Annotated in this window: 14 protein-coding genes; 2 read left to right on the forward strand and 12 right to left on the reverse strand. The window is 38.5% G+C overall.

The features are described from left to right. Positions 1 to 70: 70 nt before the first annotated feature. The 12 genes from ACM46_RS13530 to ACM46_RS13585 all read right to left on the reverse strand — a co-directional run bounded on the left by ACM46_RS13530 (position 71) and on the right by ACM46_RS13585 (position 15,965). The gene (locus tag ACM46_RS13530; RefSeq protein ID WP_048507216.1) at positions 71 to 3,181 is read right to left on the reverse strand and encodes a lantibiotic dehydratase; all 3,111 of its coding nucleotides are present in this window, start codon (positions 3,179 to 3,181) and stop codon (positions 71 to 73) included. Next, positions 3,171 to 4,376 carry a lanthionine synthetase C family protein gene (locus ACM46_RS13535; RefSeq protein ID WP_048507217.1) on the reverse strand — a complete coding sequence of 402 codons (1,206 nt, stop codon included), beginning with the start codon at positions 4,374 to 4,376 and terminating at the stop codon, positions 3,171 to 3,173. The genes ACM46_RS13530 and ACM46_RS13535 overlap by 11 nt, the downstream gene beginning before the upstream one ends. Continuing rightward, positions 4,360 to 4,584: a hypothetical protein gene (locus ACM46_RS13540; protein ID WP_048507218.1), complete on the reverse strand. Its 225-nt coding sequence runs from the start codon at positions 4,582 to 4,584 to the stop codon at positions 4,360 to 4,362. Before ACM46_RS13540 ends, ACM46_RS13535 begins: the two co-directional genes overlap by 17 nt. Further along, complete coding sequence (locus ACM46_RS13545; protein WP_048507219.1) at positions 4,581 to 6,293, reverse strand: S41 family peptidase; 1,713 nt, start codon at positions 6,291 to 6,293, stop codon at positions 4,581 to 4,583. The genes ACM46_RS13540 and ACM46_RS13545 overlap by 4 nt, the downstream gene beginning before the upstream one ends. 100 nt (positions 6,294 to 6,393) lie before the next feature. Beyond that, the gene (locus ACM46_RS13550; protein ID WP_048507220.1) at positions 6,394 to 6,618 is read right to left on the reverse strand and encodes a hypothetical protein; all 225 of its coding nucleotides are present in this window, start codon (positions 6,616 to 6,618) and stop codon (positions 6,394 to 6,396) included. A 413-nt stretch (positions 6,619 to 7,031) separates the two neighbouring features. Continuing rightward, entirely contained in the window at positions 7,032 to 10,517 is a 3,486-nt protein-coding gene (locus ACM46_RS13555; protein WP_048507221.1) for a glycosyltransferase family 117 protein, read from the reverse strand. A gap of 103 nt (positions 10,518 to 10,620) precedes the next feature. Beyond that, a complete protein-coding gene (locus tag ACM46_RS13560) occupies positions 10,621 to 11,544 on the reverse strand; it encodes a hypothetical protein (RefSeq protein ID WP_048507470.1) in 924 nt (307 codons plus the stop codon). Positions 11,545 to 11,630: 86 nt separating this feature from the next. Next, positions 11,631 to 12,170 carry a helix-turn-helix domain-containing protein gene (locus tag ACM46_RS13565; protein WP_048507222.1) on the reverse strand — a complete coding sequence of 180 codons (540 nt, stop codon included), beginning with the start codon at positions 12,168 to 12,170 and terminating at the stop codon, positions 11,631 to 11,633. Between the two features lie 198 nt (positions 12,171 to 12,368). Next, positions 12,369 to 13,157: an SDR family oxidoreductase gene (locus ACM46_RS13570; RefSeq protein WP_048507223.1), complete on the reverse strand. Its 789-nt coding sequence runs from the start codon at positions 13,155 to 13,157 to the stop codon at positions 12,369 to 12,371. 328 nt (positions 13,158 to 13,485) lie between these two features. Next, positions 13,486 to 14,652 (reverse strand): cytochrome-c peroxidase, encoded by a 1,167-nt coding sequence (locus ACM46_RS13575; RefSeq protein ID WP_053082706.1) that lies wholly within the window; start codon positions 14,650 to 14,652, stop codon positions 13,486 to 13,488. 254 nt (positions 14,653 to 14,906) lie between these two features. Continuing rightward, positions 14,907 to 15,296: a RidA family protein gene (locus ACM46_RS13580; protein ID WP_048507224.1), complete on the reverse strand. Its 390-nt coding sequence runs from the start codon at positions 15,294 to 15,296 to the stop codon at positions 14,907 to 14,909. Between the two features lie 105 nt (positions 15,297 to 15,401). Beyond that, positions 15,402 to 15,965 carry a Crp/Fnr family transcriptional regulator gene (locus ACM46_RS13585; RefSeq protein ID WP_048507225.1) on the reverse strand — a complete coding sequence of 188 codons (564 nt, stop codon included), beginning with the start codon at positions 15,963 to 15,965 and terminating at the stop codon, positions 15,402 to 15,404. A gap of 107 nt (positions 15,966 to 16,072) precedes the next feature. Here ACM46_RS13585 and ACM46_RS13590 point away from each other — a divergent pair, with 107 nt between their 5' ends. Together ACM46_RS13590 and ACM46_RS13595 are read left to right on the forward strand one after the other, a co-directional pair. Next, entirely contained in the window at positions 16,073 to 16,672 is a 600-nt protein-coding gene (locus ACM46_RS13590; RefSeq protein ID WP_048507226.1) for a Crp/Fnr family transcriptional regulator, read from the forward strand. Between the two features lie 68 nt (positions 16,673 to 16,740). Further along, positions 16,741 to 17,361: a hypothetical protein gene (locus tag ACM46_RS13595; protein ID WP_048507227.1), complete on the forward strand. Its 621-nt coding sequence runs from the start codon at positions 16,741 to 16,743 to the stop codon at positions 17,359 to 17,361. Positions 17,362 to 17,481 lie beyond the last annotated feature (120 nt).

The following is a 17,481-nucleotide window of genomic DNA, read 5'->3' on the forward strand; positions in this document are numbered from 1 at the left end:
AGATCAATCTAAAAATACAAGACCTCCGGATTACAGAATCCGGAGGTCTTTTCATATCTATTTTACTATTTTACAAAACGGGAATTTCCCTGGCCGCAGCTTTTTTATTTAACTGTGTTTTGTAGAACTTCAGCATGAAATTATAAATGACAAGTTCCTGCTTTCTGTGTTGGGAAACAAGCAGTCTGTTAAAGAACATATGCACTAAGCTTCCCACATAATTATCCCGGTCTTCCCTACCCTTTTCACTCAGAAGATCATCAAGAGAAAAAGAATTCAGAAAGGAATCAAACAGTCTGTAAATATTGGCTAAATCATTATTTTTCAAACCTATAGAAGAGTGAATTAGCTGTTCGTTGGTTTTGTATTTAGCGGTTATGACTTTCGTCAATCCGCTGTTTGAATTAAACTCCCGGTTGAACTGGCCGCTAAACTGGGCAAAAAACTCTATTTTATCTTCCAGTGTATACGCAAACTTATCGAGCAGCTGATCAATAAAAACTGTTCCAGCCAGCCACCGGTCTTCAAACCCGATCTCATCCAATTCTCTCAGCAGAAGCATGACCATTGTACTTTCTTTTCCGAAATAGGTTTCCGAGAATTCAATCCCAGCGTAATCGTACCTTTCGAGTTCTCTTTTATAGGTGGTGATTTCAAATTCTTTGATAATATCCTGCTCGATATATTTCGCCATTGCCTCTCTGATCAGGGCAAAAAGATCGTTGTATACCTCATAGTTTTTGAGGAAATACCTCAGCCTGATATGATTTCCGTTCTCGTTGTATCTGATAAAGAAGAAATTGGTGATGAGATCTTTTTCAAACAGCTTCCCATTCAGTTCAAATAGCTCGTTTCTGATCAAAGAATCCATCTGCTGCTCTCCTGTGTAAATATTCATGTACAGACATTCTGATAAAGGAGACAGCTTGGAACGGCTTTGGGAAAAATCTTTAAACCTGAAATCCTGTTTCTCATCCTGTATAACCACGGGAAGCAAAAGTTCGGCATAAAAAGGTCTTTTTTCCGAATCCAGAACATTGGAACTTCCTTTTACCACGTCTTCCACCAGAGTAATTTTTCGTCTTTTGGAAATCATGGAAACGAGAAGACGGATATACACCTCGGAAGAAAGGTCAAACAACAGCTTATTGTCTCCCTCTACAAGATAAACCCGGTCCGGAATCTTCCATTCTTCTTTAAATTTTCTGAATTCAGAGAACAGATTTTCGTCTTTTGCTTTCAAGAAAGTAAGATCAGTCTGGTTCAGGTTCCAGGCAGCTTCTTTAACGATTACTTTTTCAATTTTTACGCGCGGGGTAAATTTGGCGAAAGATTCTATAAAACCCCATGAAAAACTGATTGAACAGTCCCATTGCACCTGAATCAACGATAGAAACCTGTAAATATGAGACAGGTTTTGCAGCTGAAAGTTGTGAGAATTACTCAACCGCGGAACAATGATTTTCCCGGTATTTTTATTTCTGAGAATCACCTCATCACTTCTTACGGAAATGGTAATATCGGTGAGCTTTATCGTCTTTTTGCCTTCGTTTGAAGGAGCCGGAATATTAATCAGAATTTCGTCTTTAAGGTAGTTTTCCCTTACGACAAGATTTCCGTGTCTTAAGCTCGGCAAGTCTACAATTTCTGCATATTCTACGGATTCATGCAGGTTTGAGTATTCAATTTCTACAATTTTTTCGGCTAGCTTCTGCAGCTTTTCGGAACCATGAGTGAATCTTCCCATATTGTTCAGTGCACTGGAACCAAATGCTCCATGAAGTGCTGTTACTATCTGATCCTGATCATCTTTAAAAAGAGTCATATTGCAGTTCAAAGTCTGGCTGAACACTCTTGAATAGGAAGGTTTAAATTTTGAACACTCTTCTTTTGTAAGGGTCACTTCATGCTTCCCAAATTGCAGGGCATGCTGGTATTTACTGAAAAGGTATTCGTCTACTTCGGTGAATTTATAATCTTTTCCGCCTCCGGTCTGAAAAAGGATTCCATCCAGAAATGGTGTGGAAATACTACTCACTCTATCGGTAAAAATTCCCAGCTCTGGATCTATAACGTGTAGAAGCGGCAGCTCTGATTCTCCGTATTTATTTTTAAACTCATCAATAAAACTGGTTAATGATGCGTCTTTTTCTTTACGTCTAGAGTTCAGATAAGAAAGAGAATGCAGGGTATTTCTTACATTATGAAAGACTTTGCTTCCAATCTCTGCTTCACCGTCTCTGAAACTGGTGATATCTATATTCTGCATCTCATTCACCAGCAGGTTTTCAAGGTTTTCCGAGGTTCCTGCTTCTGATGCTTTAATATTGATTTTCAGATCATTCTGAAGCCGGATGATGTCTTCAATAATCTGATCAACGTTTGTTTCTTTTTCTTTAACCGAAATAATTTCTCCGCTATGTCTGATCTTTTTTAGTTTTTCTATAAAAGCTTCCACATAATTATGGGTTGCCGGAGAAGGAAAAATATCCATCATCAGGACGTTATTTTCAATCAGCTCATAAAGGTATTCCTCTACCTCTTCGCTTTCATAGCCTTCTTCCTGAAGTTTTCCGGAAAGATCTTCAAAATAAATTCCCTGTCCGCTTTCGGAAAAAATATATTCCAGAACGTCGTTTGTGGAGACTGACGCCAATCTGTAATTCATAGAATATGGCTTGATATACAGTTCATTATACCGTATATCTTCGGCAATTCCGTAGGCAGTCTGATTGGGATACAGGAAACTGTGCTTCCACAGATTTTTGCTGCCGTTGATTTCTCTGCTGAGCTCATAAATGTAGCTCAGGCTTATTCTCATATGAATCTCACTTTCCCCGATTCCCACCGAAAACTGGTCATTTCCTTCTTTTAGATCACAGATTCCATAAGTTGAAAATAGCCCGAATGGTGTAGATCTGGAGCAATATCTTACATAATATTTGATGTAGCTGAAGAATATTTTTTCGGAGAGTTTTTGGGTTTCTACAACACTTTTAATTTCTTCAAATAAATTTTTTGTCGCATATAAAAGAGCCAGTCTGAAATGTCCTGTAAAAGTCTTTTCAATAAATTTCAGTCCGTCTGTAGAAATATCTTTGATTTCACGGATAGACTGAAGATCCTCAATGGAACCCACAGGAGTCCTGAGAATCATTTTATCTATAAATTCAATGTTCATGGTCGAGTAAAAATAGTTTTTCTAAGGGATTTTTATAGTTTTTATGGGTTACCGCATACAGCTGAAGCAGAAGTCCTGTACGCCCTTCCAGAATGGTATCCTGCTCTATCCAGCCTTCACTTCCCAGCCAGGTTCTCATTCCTGTTTCCGGATGGCTGCCCATCGTAAGGGTGTCGTGCGTCCAGAAATCTGCTGCTTTTTTATAGGCTTCGTGCCCTGTAACCCTGTGCAGATAATTGTACATCATAATCAGCCCTGAGCTGCCATGACATAAAAATACATCTACGACCCCTGTTTTTCCGTGTTCTCTTTCTGTGGTTTTCAGTAATATTTTTTCCGCTTCGGAAATACTTTCTTCATTTCCTAAAGCTTTACCGTAATGCAGCATGGCAATTCCCACACTGAGATCTCCATAACACCACGCCAAACGGCTGCTGTCTGTAGCAATGCGCTCTCCTTCTCTTACCGTAATAAAATTGGGAAAGCTTGAGCCGTCATAATCGCCTTGTACAGATCTCAGGAAGTTGTAGGATCTGTCCAGCATATCTTTAATGGTTTTTCTTTCTATCCCGGCTGTGTAAACATGGCTGAGCAGACTTATAATGCTTGGGATTCCATGGGCAAAACCAAATGAAAAGCCTTCCACTTTACTGTAAAGACCTTTTGAGATCCAGGCTATTTTATCTTCCTCTACAGGTACGGATAAGGATTTCAGCAGATGGACCACCGTAATGATCCTGTCTTTGATTTTTTCTTTAAAAGCATCATCACTACTGAACGAATACAACTCGAGGCATAGGAAAAGTACTCCCATAAACCCATGCAGGTAATCGAAGTTTCTCTTCCCCGCATAATATTCCAGAAGATCATCGGCATATTCGGGAAATTCTTCAAAGGATTCCTCAACAGGTTCTTCAAAGTATTTATTTTTAGTCAGATAAAAGATCAGATAATAGATTCCTACAGAACCGGAACACAAAGAAAAAACTTTATCTTCCTGAAGCCCATTGAGCGATTTATCGAGATAATATTCAAATTTTTCAAAGGCTTCCTCATCATTAAAAAGATTGTATTTTTCAAAATAATACAGGGCCAGCCCTGGATATCCTGTGAAAATACCGAGATCTACAATATCTTCCTTGATTTCTTTTTCGCAGACCTCAATCAGTTTTTTGAGTTCATCTTGTTTTTCCATGCAGCATTTTTTTTCTGATCAGATACACAATATAATAGATCACCAATAGAACAATAAACAGGATGGATGTTCCGAAAGCCACTTCTATTGCAGATTCCGAGTTCCTGTATATTTCTAAAAATGAAACAGTTTCATAGTCTAAAAACATTAATATGTTTACCGTAATTAAACTGATTAAAAAGAGTAAAATAATACGTTTGGTTTTCATAGTTTTTGGTTGATGTAGTTAATGGCTTCCTTCAACTGAATATCTTCTCCCCTAGATAAAGAAGCCGAATTTTCCCGTACAATCACATCAGGGCGGATTCCCGTTCTCTGAACTGCAGTAAAATCAGGCAGTAAAACCCCTATTCCGCTCATCCTTATTTTTATTTTTCCGGGTAAAGTGATGATCATGACATTTCCATTGGTTCCCGCGGTATAATCACCTAAAGTAATTGAGTTTTTAATGGATTTCATAGCCAGAAGCATGCTTTCACCCTGGCTTTGGGTGTATTCGTTGGTTAAAATAACAACAGGTCCTTTATAAGCATCTTTCCGGGGATCGGGAATATTTATTTCGTTCTGTATGGTCCTCATCATTCCCGGATAGGTAACATCCGCTCTGTATAAATTCATGATCTGAAAAGGTCGGGTATCAAAATATTTAAGAAAATCCACTGCAATTTCGTTAGGATATGCCCGCAGATCGAATATAATGGCCTTAGATTGTTTAATTTTTTCAAAAGAAATCCTGAAATTTCCGGAAAAAATATCGTTAATTCTGATGTATCCGATGTTTTTATCCAGCATTTTTGAAACCGCTTTGCCTGCCTTGTTCTTATATTCTTTTTCTTCGGCTTTTCTTGCGTTAAGGACATCGGTTAAATGTTCCTGAACTGTAATCATCTTTCCATTCCGGACGATTTCCAGCTGTAAAGTCTTCTTTTTAGAGAGGAACAACAACCGGTTCACATCTCTGCTTAAAACCGTTTCATTAGACCCTGAATTTTTTTCTTTCAAACTGTCCTGAAGACTGAAAATATTTTTTCCGTCTATGCGCACTATTTCATCACCTTTCTGCAGACTGCTGCGGATTGAACCCACGATAGTCTCTTTTACGAAAGTGCGTCCTTCCACCGTTTTTAAAACAACATTGCCCACGTTTTTCCCGTCGTACTCATCAGAATCTCCCATTTTAACGGCAACATGGCTGTCTTTTAATCTGGAACCGAAAATCTGCACAGCCGCGTAGTATTTTTGCGGCGTCTCTGCATTGATAAACAGAGGGAGCATTTCAAAAAAAACGTCATTCCAGGTATCGGAAAGAGCCTGAAAGTAAGGATAATAATAGCGGACCGTATTCCAGAGTTTGCATAGAGACAGGAAACGTTTTGCAGGGGTTGTTTCAGATTCTCCGTAAAACAGAGCATCATCTTCAAAACTCAGCTCTCCGTTATTTTCCGTGGTGACAAGTCTTTCGCCTGAAGTCCGGTAAGATGCTGTAATAAAATTAATTAGTTTCTTTTTATTTTCCCGGCTAAGAGTCCCGGAAGATTCAATCCATTCTTTATCCGGAAAAAAGCCTGCATATGGAGAATGATCGGAATTTGGATGATCATCATGCAGTTGAAGTCTTTGAGAAATCAGGGCATTAAGATCTGCTTTGCCTGTCACAAGCCTGTCGAAATCTTTTAAAAGCGAAGCATCAGATGACCGGATAAAATCGGAATCTGCCGAATGGTATTTGAGAACGCCCCAAACCTTGCATAATTCCAGCAATTCTTTCTGCTTTCCTGTAACTGAAGAATCTCTTTCCACCGCACGGATAGTATTGAAAAAAAGGACAGTGCCTTCTTTCTGTGCATCCTTTTGGGTATAAAAAAAGATCCCTACTAAAACCGCAGCAAGAATTCCGAAAAAAAATTTGATTTTCATACAATGAGCAGCTAAAAAGTTCCCGGCAGTACCTCCATATAAAAACACAGATGATCTGTTAATTAAAACAAATCATCTGCAGCCGATAATCAGCTATTTTTTACCACTTAGTACTGTGGAAGAATCCACACCAAGTACAAGCTTTTCTGAAAGTTGTAGAACCTCCGTCGAAACATTTGTCGTTAAACGTTGGAGTATCAAAATCTTTTGAAACACCAATTTCCTGCTCCATTTCTAATGCACCTCCTTTTACAGTGCTCTGCTCTGCTTTTGTTAACTCATTGATAACTTTCTTATCAAATTTAAGTTTTGTTAATTTTTTCATGGTTGTTAATTATTTTAATTGCAAAGCAAAAATAAAAAAATATTTTACATACAAAAATAAAATATCACTAAAATGGGAAGAATAGAAATCACATTCTATCTCCGCAAGCTACCGCCAACAGGCACTTTCATCATCAATTCAGCATTGCCATTCATCTGTATTAAGCTACAGCAAAGAGAAAAGCAGCAATTAACAAGCCTGCAAAACACATGAAAAAAAGTAGAATTATTCACCAATTAAAAATGGAAAAAAATTTCAAAATTCGCCTGAATTAAGCCAATAACCAGGGATTTCACCGGTTTTTACTCCCTGAATATCCTCTGTAACTTGCCCGAAACCGGGTGCCGGTATTCAAAATCCCTGTTATTTTATCTACAGCTTCCTGTCCATAAGGCTTTCCAATGTATATTTCATTATTGGGTTACTTTAATGATCGCTGAAGTGATCTGATCTTCTTTTTTCTTTGAATAAGTGGAATCAAAAGGCTCCATCACATCAAATAAATACTGGTAAAACGGCGTAATGGTCTGTACGTTTTCAGATTCTTCTCTGGCTTTTTCTTTATTCATCCGTTGAAGCGCTCTAATAAATGCATTGAACTTTTTATCAATCGGTTCTATGGATTTTACAAGGTAAGCATAGGCTTTATCATGCTGCCCTAGCTTTTTGTAAGCATCGGTAACGGCAGAAACCACAAGAGAATATTCCATAGGTTTTACCCTCATCTGTCTAACTGACTGTTTCTGAAACGCCGGGGAAAGACTGAGATAATAATCATATTCTTCAAAAATTCCTTTCTTAAGAATTTCTGCCAGCTGAAGTCCTTTCTGCTCCTGCCCTGCTATGATATATCCCGTAACCAGAGAGCTCAGCGAGCGTGGATCATTGTATTTTTCAACCGGAATTTCTTTTGAAACCAGATCCAGTATTTCCAAAGCCTTTCCTTTCTGCCCGCTTAACCCTAATGCTGAAGCAGCTCTGCCTGCCGCCATTCTGTAAACCATAATATTGGAAGTAGCCGCTTCATCGTAATGAATACTGAGGTCTTTAAAATTCCCCCATCTGAAGTTTTTCACTACGTTGTATAAAGAATTAGGATCTGTTCTTCCCATATCACCATCTGCATTCGGAACGGTGTGAATAGGCACCAACTTGTAGCTGAATCCTTCAAACTGCAGGTATTCATCAAGATAGAAAATATTTTCACTGTCGTAGACGCCTCCTGATGAGAAGTTGATTGGACGCTTCCAATCGAAATTCGCCAGCATATCCAGCATCATGAGGTTGTTTTTATAAAGGGTATTCGCTTTGTAAGTGATCATAATCTGATTCACTACGTTCGGAAGATCTGCCTGGGTAATAATTCCCGCTCTTAATGCATTTTCTTTGTTTACGGGAAGGATGAATTTGTTCACCGGAAGAATGTTGTATTGTTCATACTTTTCTTCCCCGAAATACATTTTTAAAATCTCATCTTTATCTGCTGACTTTAATTTCAGAAAGCTGAGCGCTTCTTTTAACGTCAATGCATCCTGAGTAAGGTATTTTTTGAAAGTTCCGAATTGGGTATCCGGAACACCTTGCTCTTTCAGCATGGAGAAAATGCCTTCCCAGTCTTCTTTTTTCATCATATAAATCTGGTCGTTTACTCCGTCTCTGTAATCATCATGGGTCAGCTGAGTCGGGATTCCTGCTGCATTATATGTTTTTCTTTTCGCCTGATCAATGTACCAGGGAGTTCCTAAAAGGGTAAAGTTCACCGTTTTTACATCATCTCTGAATCTTTCCGTTTCCTGGATAGCCCACACAGGAAAGGTATCATTATCACCATAAATAAAGATAATATCATCTTTAGAAAGTGATTTGAGGAATGAGTAAGCATAATCACGGGCCGCTGATTTTTTGCTTCTGTCGTGTGGCTTATAATTCTGGAAGCCCATCATAAACGGTACACCCAATAAAACCACTCCCAAAGCAATATTCGCTCCATTAGATTTTACTTTAGATTGAATAAACCATAAAATAGCTCCGGCTCCAAGACCAATCCAGATCGCAAATGCGTAGAAGGAACCTACCATCGCATAATCTCTTTCTCTCACTTCAAAAGGCTTTACTCCCGTATAAAAAACAATTCCTATGCTGGTTAAAACAAATAATGAAAGAAGTGCATAGAATCTTCCAAAGTCTCTGTTTAACTGAAAAAAGAAGCCAATCAATCCTAAAATTAAAGGTAAAAAGAAGAATTTCACCGTACTTTCATTCTGGAATTTAGCAGGCATTTTATCCTGATTTCCCAGCAAAGCATTATCAATAAAAGAAATTCCTGAGATCCAGTTTCCTCTGGTGTTTTCCATTTTTCCTTCAAGATCGTTCTGCCTTCCTACGAAGTTCCACATCAGGTATCGTACGAAATAATATCCGTTCTGGAAGGTGATAAAATAATCCATATTCTGAGCCAGTGAAGGCTTTTGAACATTAATCAAATTATAAGGTTTCACCTTTAAATAATCTGCTGCGGTAATGGATTTATCTTCATATTTTGTTCGAAGTTCATCAAAGATCTGTTTCGCCTGAGGATTGTCCGCCACATCTTCATTGCCATAATTGAAGGTAAAATCAGGAGCTCCGTACATGGAAATGTAGTTCGCCATTACATCTTTATCCTGATTAAACATTCTTGGCATTAAACTGATGTGTGATTTACTGAACACATAATTGAAACGGTCTCCGGTTTTTCTGTATGTTCCCGTTTTCTCATCTTTTTCGTAGATTTCTCCGGTGTTCTGAGTCTTAAAGCTTCCGTCTTCATTTTTTTCAATTCCGTTGGCATCAAGGAAAGCGGTGTAGTTTTGTCCGTAGATGGTCGGCCAGTCACCGTACTGTTCTCTGTTGTAATAATCCAGCATCCCGATTGCGGTATCCGGATCATTAAGGTTCATCGGTGGATTAGCATTCGCTCTGATTGGAATAACCATCCAGCATGAAAAACCGATGATCATATAAACGACAGATAATGCAACCGTCTGAAAAATATTTTTCTTTGCTTTTCCGGCATATTTTATCATGAAATAAGATAGGCTGATCATCAAAATAAATGCAGCTATCGTTCCTGAATGGAAAGGAAGTCCAAGTCCGTTCACGAAGAATATTTCCAGTCTTCCGAACATGGTCATAATCAACGGGAAAATAATTTTGAAAACAATAATCAAAATTCCTAAAGTAATGGCATTCGCCCAGATAAAGTTTTTCCAGGTAAATTTGTATTTTCTTACATAATACACCAGACATACAGCCGGCACTGCAAGCATACACATCATGTGAACCCCTACGGAAAGACCTAATACAAAGAAAATAAGGATGATCCATCTTTCGCTGTCTTTCGCCAGATATTCGTTTTCCCATTTGGTAATTAACCACACCAAAAGAGCAATAAACATAGAAGCCATGGAATATACTTCTCCTTCTACTGCAGAAAACCAAAAAGTATCGGAAAAAGTAAAGCACAATGCCCCTACTGCTCCTGCAAAAAGAATTGAAATTTCCTGGTGCTTGGTAATTTCATCAAACTCTTTGTTTAAAAGTCTTCTCACAAAATGGGTAATCGTCCAGAACAGGAATAAAATGGTCAATGCACTGAATAGTGAGGACATCGTATTGATTACAATAGCATAATTCTCTTCATTTCCAAACGCAAAGATGCTTGCCGCTGCCCCTACAATCTGGAATAAAGCCGCTCCGGGAGCATGCGTTACTTCAAGTTTTACTGCCGAGGAAATGTACTCGCCGCAATCCCAGAAACTCAGATAATGCTCCATTGTGGAAGTGTAGGTAATTAATGCGATAATGAAAATCACCCATCCTAAAACGGTGTTCCATTTTTTAAAAGACCAATTTCTCATATACTATGTAATTTCAATACATAGTAAGACAACCCACAAGCGGGACTTATTACATTAAAATTAAAAAATTACCCCATTTCATCCGTATTTGTAATATAAAATACTATTCTACTTTGAATCTTTTGTTTTTACAGTCCAAAATTAATGTATGATTCAGGAAGAGTTTATTTCCGATCATTCCCTGCATTCCGGAAGTTTTCATCAGGAGATTCTGCATTTTCGAGGTCCCTTCCACATACGTGACTTCCGAAAGCGGGAGGCTTCTGTTTCCGATTTTGACAGTATCATCAGCAGGTGCGGATATAACAGTCAATACATTTCCCCAGGAGTTTCCTTTTTCCTTTTTAATGCTTCCACCCGGTATTCTGTATCTTTCCCACTCTTCTTTATTGGTAAGGAGCTCGTAGCCGCTGGTTCCGGAATCGTAAAGGAGTTTTAGTTTTTGGGATCCGATACTTCCGGGGAATATGATTTTCCGTTTTTTAAATTCCAGTGGTTCCAATCCATTTCCGGGAAGATTCTCAATCCATGAGCATACCGTATTCTTAAAATCCAGAATAAGGACTCTTTTTTCAAAAAGATCGGTTCCAATGGTTCCGATAACAGGATGGGCAACATCCAGAGTATCTCCGTAATTCAATAATTCAAAATCTGAAGCAACACTCATATTTCCCATACTGAACTGCATGGAGACTTTATTTTGATCATAATTAAAAGGGAGTTTATACTGAAATTTCTTACTGATAGATTCCAGTGATTTTCTGTACAATAAAGTGGTAGGTGAACCTGAATCAAGTTGCATAAAAAAAGTCTTCTCGATTCCTTTGATTCTGACAGGCAACAAAACGGCTGCATGAGGATTCCCGTCGGCAACATCCCAGGTAAAAACAATATGCTCTGCTGTTCCGGAAACGTTCAGATTATTTTCCGGCGGGGTAAATTTTCTGTCAAAATAAAAATAACCGCCTAATAATGAAAGTGCAATGACTGCAATAAAGGATAATACAATTTTCTTTAAGGTTTTCATGTTGAAATTTTCTGCAAGATTCAACATTAGAATCTGATTTCCGGCAAAAACCATATGACATCTTTACGTCATTTTTATGACAACCGCTATAAGAAGCTGTTTTTCAGCCTGATACACAATTCGCCTTTTTTATTCAAACCTATGCCGTTTTTGATAATCACAGCCAGTTTAACGCAGAGAAAAGCAATTAAGAAAATAAGAAAAAGAGGAAGTTTCAGGGATAAAGCATTTTGAATAAACGGACTTATAATCATTAAAACCGATACTATAGCCGCCAGAATAATCTGAATACATACTATATTTTTTCCGAGTTCTTTATTCTCCGGATCTTTGGTTTTATAGGTCAGAATCAAAGGAAATATAACCCCTCCGAATGGGATAACAAGCCCCGACAATGCGGAAAGATTGATCAGTTTGGCGCGCTCTGTATTCACTTCTTCTTCAACAACAATCAGGTCTTCAGGAGCTGTTTCCAAAACCCGGGCAATAGCTTTCAGTGTAAAGCCTTTAGGAATACTTCCAGCCTCAATCCTCTGAATCGTACGTAAAGAAAGGCCTGACTGCCCGGCTAGCTCGGCCTGAGTCATATTTTTACTTTCCCTTAAAGTTTTAACTGTATTTTTCATTTAAAAAATAGATCATCTAATATTTTTTCACACAAAGTTTAAAGATACTATGTTTTAGTTTTAAGTGGGCGAAAAAGTGTGGCTTTGCCACTGACTAAGCCAACGAACCATGTATATACTTAGAAAGATCTATTCTTATTGATTCTCTCCTTTTTTCAAAAATACCATACAATAATATTCAATTTTACAAACCCTTTATCAATATGTATTATTCAATCCTCCATCCAGCGGTATACTGGTTCCAGTAAGGTAAGATGAATATTCTGAGGCCAGGAAAGCAACCAGATGACCATATTCTTCAGTTTTTCCGAGCCTTTTCATAGGGATTTTATTTTCCCTCGCTTTTTTTATTTCTTCCTGAGGTTTTCCTGTATGCTGTGATTCATGACTGATCAGATTCTGAATACGTTCGGTATCGAAATAGCCCGTTAAAATATTATTAACCGTTATCTGATGCTGAGCCACTTCGTTGGATAATGTTTTAGCCCAGGCAATCACCGCAGAACGGATGGAATTTGAAAGTGATAAATTGTGAATCGGTTCTTTTACAGACAATGAGGATACATTAATGATCCGTCCGTTTTTCTGTTTTATCATATTGGGTAAGGCAAGCAGGGTTGTTTCGCAGACCGTTTTGAAAAGGAGATCAAATGCTTTTTGATAATCGTCTACATTTTTGTCCAGTGCCAAACCCGGCTCCGGACCGTTGGTATTGTTCACCAGAATATCTACAGAATGCTGACTGAAATATTGGGTTATGATTTTCCTGTATTCTTCAAAATGGGAAAAATCTGCCACCAGATACTGATGTTTCTGATCCGGATTGATGACCGGCAGCAAAGACACGACCTTTTTAAGTTTTGCTTCATTGCGTGCCATTACGGTAACATTTGCTCCGCATTTCGCCAGCTCCAGCGCTATGCCTAATCCTATTCCCTGAGTAGCTGCTCCTACCAAAGCATTTCTTGAAAAAAGTTGAATATTCATGAAGTGATGATAATTAGTGTTTGATTACAGATAAATGTAGCAAAAAAGCATTATATACAGGTTAAGAAGATGCTTAAACTTTTATTTTACTTAAAAATGAAACATAGGAGTAGATTGTGTAGATTTATTTAATGTTTAAAATCTTCCTGATCAAGTTTTGAATCTATTTCATCAAAGACCTGTTATTTTTATTGTTGGATTGGCTCAAGGGCTCAAATAATATAAAAAAATACGTTTTTAAGGCGCAAAGATTTTATCTCCGATAAAATTAAATGCAAGCTGTTTTGCGATGAATACTTAGCTGAAAGTCTTTGATAATTATCTTATTTTATTGGGGTAGTACAGGAAGAGATACTTTCTCCGGTTGGGTCGATAATGTTCTTAGGAATGCTTCCAGCTGGCTAATTTCTTCATCCGAAAGATCCAGAAGCCTTACAAATCCTGATTTTTCTGAGGAAAGTGTAATTCCCTGATGAACGGTTGAACGCTGTTGGGAATGCTCTGGATTTCCACGGCTGTAAAACCGGATGACTTCTGTGAGGGTTGTCATGGAGCCATTATGCATCCACGGCCCGGTTCTGGTTGTTTCACGCAAACCCGGCACACGGAATTTCCCTGCATCTTCTATTCTTTTGGTCACCAGATATCTTCCAAGATCCTCTTGTTTTGAACCTAATAAAGACGTTCCTATATTTTCAAACTGATTATTAGAAAAATATCCGGAGCTGTGGCAGTTCATACATTGTGCTTTTGTACGGAAAAGATGCAATCCCATGAGCTCATCATCGGAATAAATTTCTGCTTTTCCATCGATAAACTGATCAAATCTGGAAGTTCCGCTTTTAACGGTTCTTTCAAAAGCAGCTATGGCTTTGGAAATCCTGTCTTTTGACACCGTTTTATTCCCAAAAGCTTTTTCAAATAATGTTTCATAGCCTTTGATTTTAGCAATTTTTCCGGCTGCAAGATCAATATGCCCGTTCATTTCCCTTACATCCTGAATGGGCATTTCCGACTGATGCTCCAGAGAGGTTGCACGCCCGTCCCAGAATAAGGATTTTGCATACCCGGCATTCAGAATACTCATGGCATTCCGGATACCGATTTGCCTGTTGTGCCCGAAAGAAAAGGTTCTGCTGTCACACCATCCCAGTTCGGGATCATGGCAGGAAGCACATGCAATCTGATTGGATTGTGAAAGTCTCGGATCGAAGAACAGGGTTTTTCCCAACAATGCTTTATCCTCAGAATAAGGATTATCTGTAGGAAACTGCATTTCAGGAAGGTGCCCGATTTCAGCAAAATAAGGAATGGCTTCAGGATCTAAAATTGGTTTCGGCCATTTTGAAGAATCTCCGGAAGAATATAATCTCCTCAATTCAGCAAGGAATGAGGTTTTCTGCTTGATTTCTTTTTGAACACTGCTGCTGAGACAGTTATTCAAAAGAGAAACCGTAAGAAATGCAATTAATATCCAGCTCAGGACATTCTTCATGAATCGTATGATTTTGGCAAAAATAGGGAATCTGGATGAGATGGTGGGTATGAGTTGGAGGGTTGGAGAGTTTGAGAGTAGATGAGTTGTTAGTTGTCAGTTTCTAGTTATTGGTTGGTAGTAAATAAGTTTATGTGACCATTGTCTTGTCTGATATCTTAATTCTTGGCTCTTGGCTCTTGATTCTTGGCTCTAAAACCCTCAAACTCTAAGACTCTCCAACCCCCAAACTCTAAGACTTTCAAACATTCAGATTATTTAACAACCGTTGCTTCCAGTTCTACCTTCAAAGTTTCGAATAATCCCGTTACTTCCAGCATGGTAACGGCCTGTTCGATCTGATGTTTCGCAATCCATTCCTGAAGGACAGGGAAATGGGGCCAAAGCTCTTTGGTGGAAGTGGTGTACAGGTTTAATCTGACTATTCCATTGCATTCATAACCTGCAGCGGTAATCACTTCTTCAAGGTTTGCAATGGCCTGTTCCAGCTGGGACTTCATGTCTTTATCGCTGGATGTTCCATCAGGATCAATGGCTGCCTGACCGGAGCAGTATAAAGTTCCGGTTACATTTTTTACTTCTACTGCTTGGGAGTAGCTTCTTTCGTTCTGCCATTTCCATGGGTTTACTGTTCTTTTTTCCATAATACACATCAATTTTACTGTACATTGATGATGCAAAACTGCAGAATATATTCATGGTAAGTATGTGACCGGAATCACGATTATGATGTGAAGAATATCACAGGTTTACACGGAAAGGCGGCTTAATGTTTCTCTGGAAACTCCCAGATAAGCGGCAAGAAGTGATTTCGGAACCCGCTGAATCAGGGAAGGATATTTTTCTATAAGCTGCTTATACCGTTCTTTTATTCCATCCGTCATAGAAGAAATAATACGCTGCTGAGCAGAAATAAATCCCATATAAGCCTTTTCCAAAAAGAAATGTTCCAGTTTCGGGAACTCACGACACAGCTTTCTGTAGTCATCGAGGTTCAGACAAAGTACTTCCGTATCTTCCACACATTCCAGAGACAGAGAGGCTTTAGTCTCCTTGTAATACGCTTGAAAATCGGTTTCCCACCAGTCTTCCATAGCAAATCCTACGATATGTTCTTTTCCTGCATCATTGGTATAAACCAGTTTCAAAAGGCCTTTCAGAACAAAATAATTATAAGGTACGGCATCACCTTCCTGTATCAGAAACTGATGCTTTTTATATTTTTTATAGATGAAAAAGGAGGAAATATGTTCAAACTCCTCATCGCTCAGAGGAACAATTTTCTCAATATGGGTTCTTAGCTGATCCTTCATTTTCTATTTCTTAAAGAGATAAAAGTAGTGTTTTTATCTAAGCAGTTCAAGCCATTCAACAGATACAGAACATAATAATTGTTTACCTTTGCTGCCTGCTTTTTACTATGGATACAGACACCGCAATTTCCCGATTGATAGAACATTTCAGAGAAATCATTACTTTGAAAGAATCAGATGTAGAACTTATTATTTCCCGACTGGATATTATAAAGCTCGAAAAAAAGGAATATCTCCTGAAGGAAGGGCAGATTTCCAAACACATGCGCTTTATTGCAGCCGGAAGTCTTTATGCCTATTACACTGATGAAAAAGGCAGAGAAAACACGACTCAGCTGGGTATTGAAAACTGGTGGGTGAATGACCTGTACAGCTATCTGAGCGAGCAGCCTTCAAGAATGTTTATCCAGGCGAATGAAGAAACGACTGTGATACAGATCAGTAAAGAAAGTCTGGAACTTTTGTTTAAGGAAATTCCAGCTGTTTCTGACTTCTGGCGTCTGAAAATGCAAAGTGCGTATGTAACCCTTCAGGAAAGGACTTTTGAGCATTCCCGTGTGGATGCCTATACCCGATACCGTACATTTATTTCTGCGTACCGTAATATTGAGCAACGTTTTCCCCAGTTTATGATCGCTTCTTATCTAGGTATTACGGTAGAATATCTGAGTTATTTAAGAAAAAAACACATGACTGACGTTTATTAAGATTTCTTAATTTGATTCCGTTCTGCCCTGAATAATTTTGCTCACAGAATTGTAAATGAGTAAACATTATGAAGGCAAAATATGCAGCGGTACTGATATTTTCATCGGCATTATCCGGGCTCGATGCCCAGCAACTTTCCTATACCCCTGATATCGTTCTTGGGCACCGTTCCTACACCTATATGCACAATATCAATTATCAGCTGAATGATCAACTGAAAATCAACAATCTTACTTTATTTGATACCGGATACACCAAAGACCAGGACCGTATATTTTTTATAAGAAATACATTATCCTACAGCCTTCGAAAAAGATGGACTATCAATGCGGCTTTCGGAATGAAAAACCCGGGTGCTTTTTTCAGTTTGTATGTGCAGTACCGTATATCAGCTCCTGACTACTCGCTTTCCTATTCTGCGGGGACTACTTATCAGAAAGGATTCTCTCTTGAACAGTCTGTTTCATTTGAATATACACCCGGCCTGACGGAAAATACAAAGGGCTATGTAAGTGTAATGGCCATTGGAAATATAGATAACAGTGGCTATCCGAGGGGACTTCAGTTTGTAAGGGTCGGTGTAAAACAGGACAAAATGGTGTATGGAATTGCTTCTAATTTCGATCAGTTTAATAATGCTAAAAAGACGCTGGAAAACATCGGGGCATTTGTGAAGTATAATTTTTAAGCAGTAGATAAGGCAGAAGCCGGAAGATGGAGGTTCTTGAAGCCAAAAACAGAGCTATTGCAATTTCTTTTGTGTTCTGATCAGCTGCTCCGGAAGTATTTGTCTTTTTTTCCTTGCTAT

The sequence above is a fragment of the Chryseobacterium angstadtii genome (assembly GCF_001045465.1).
Classification (GTDB): domain Bacteria; phylum Bacteroidota; class Bacteroidia; order Flavobacteriales; family Weeksellaceae; genus Chryseobacterium; species Chryseobacterium angstadtii.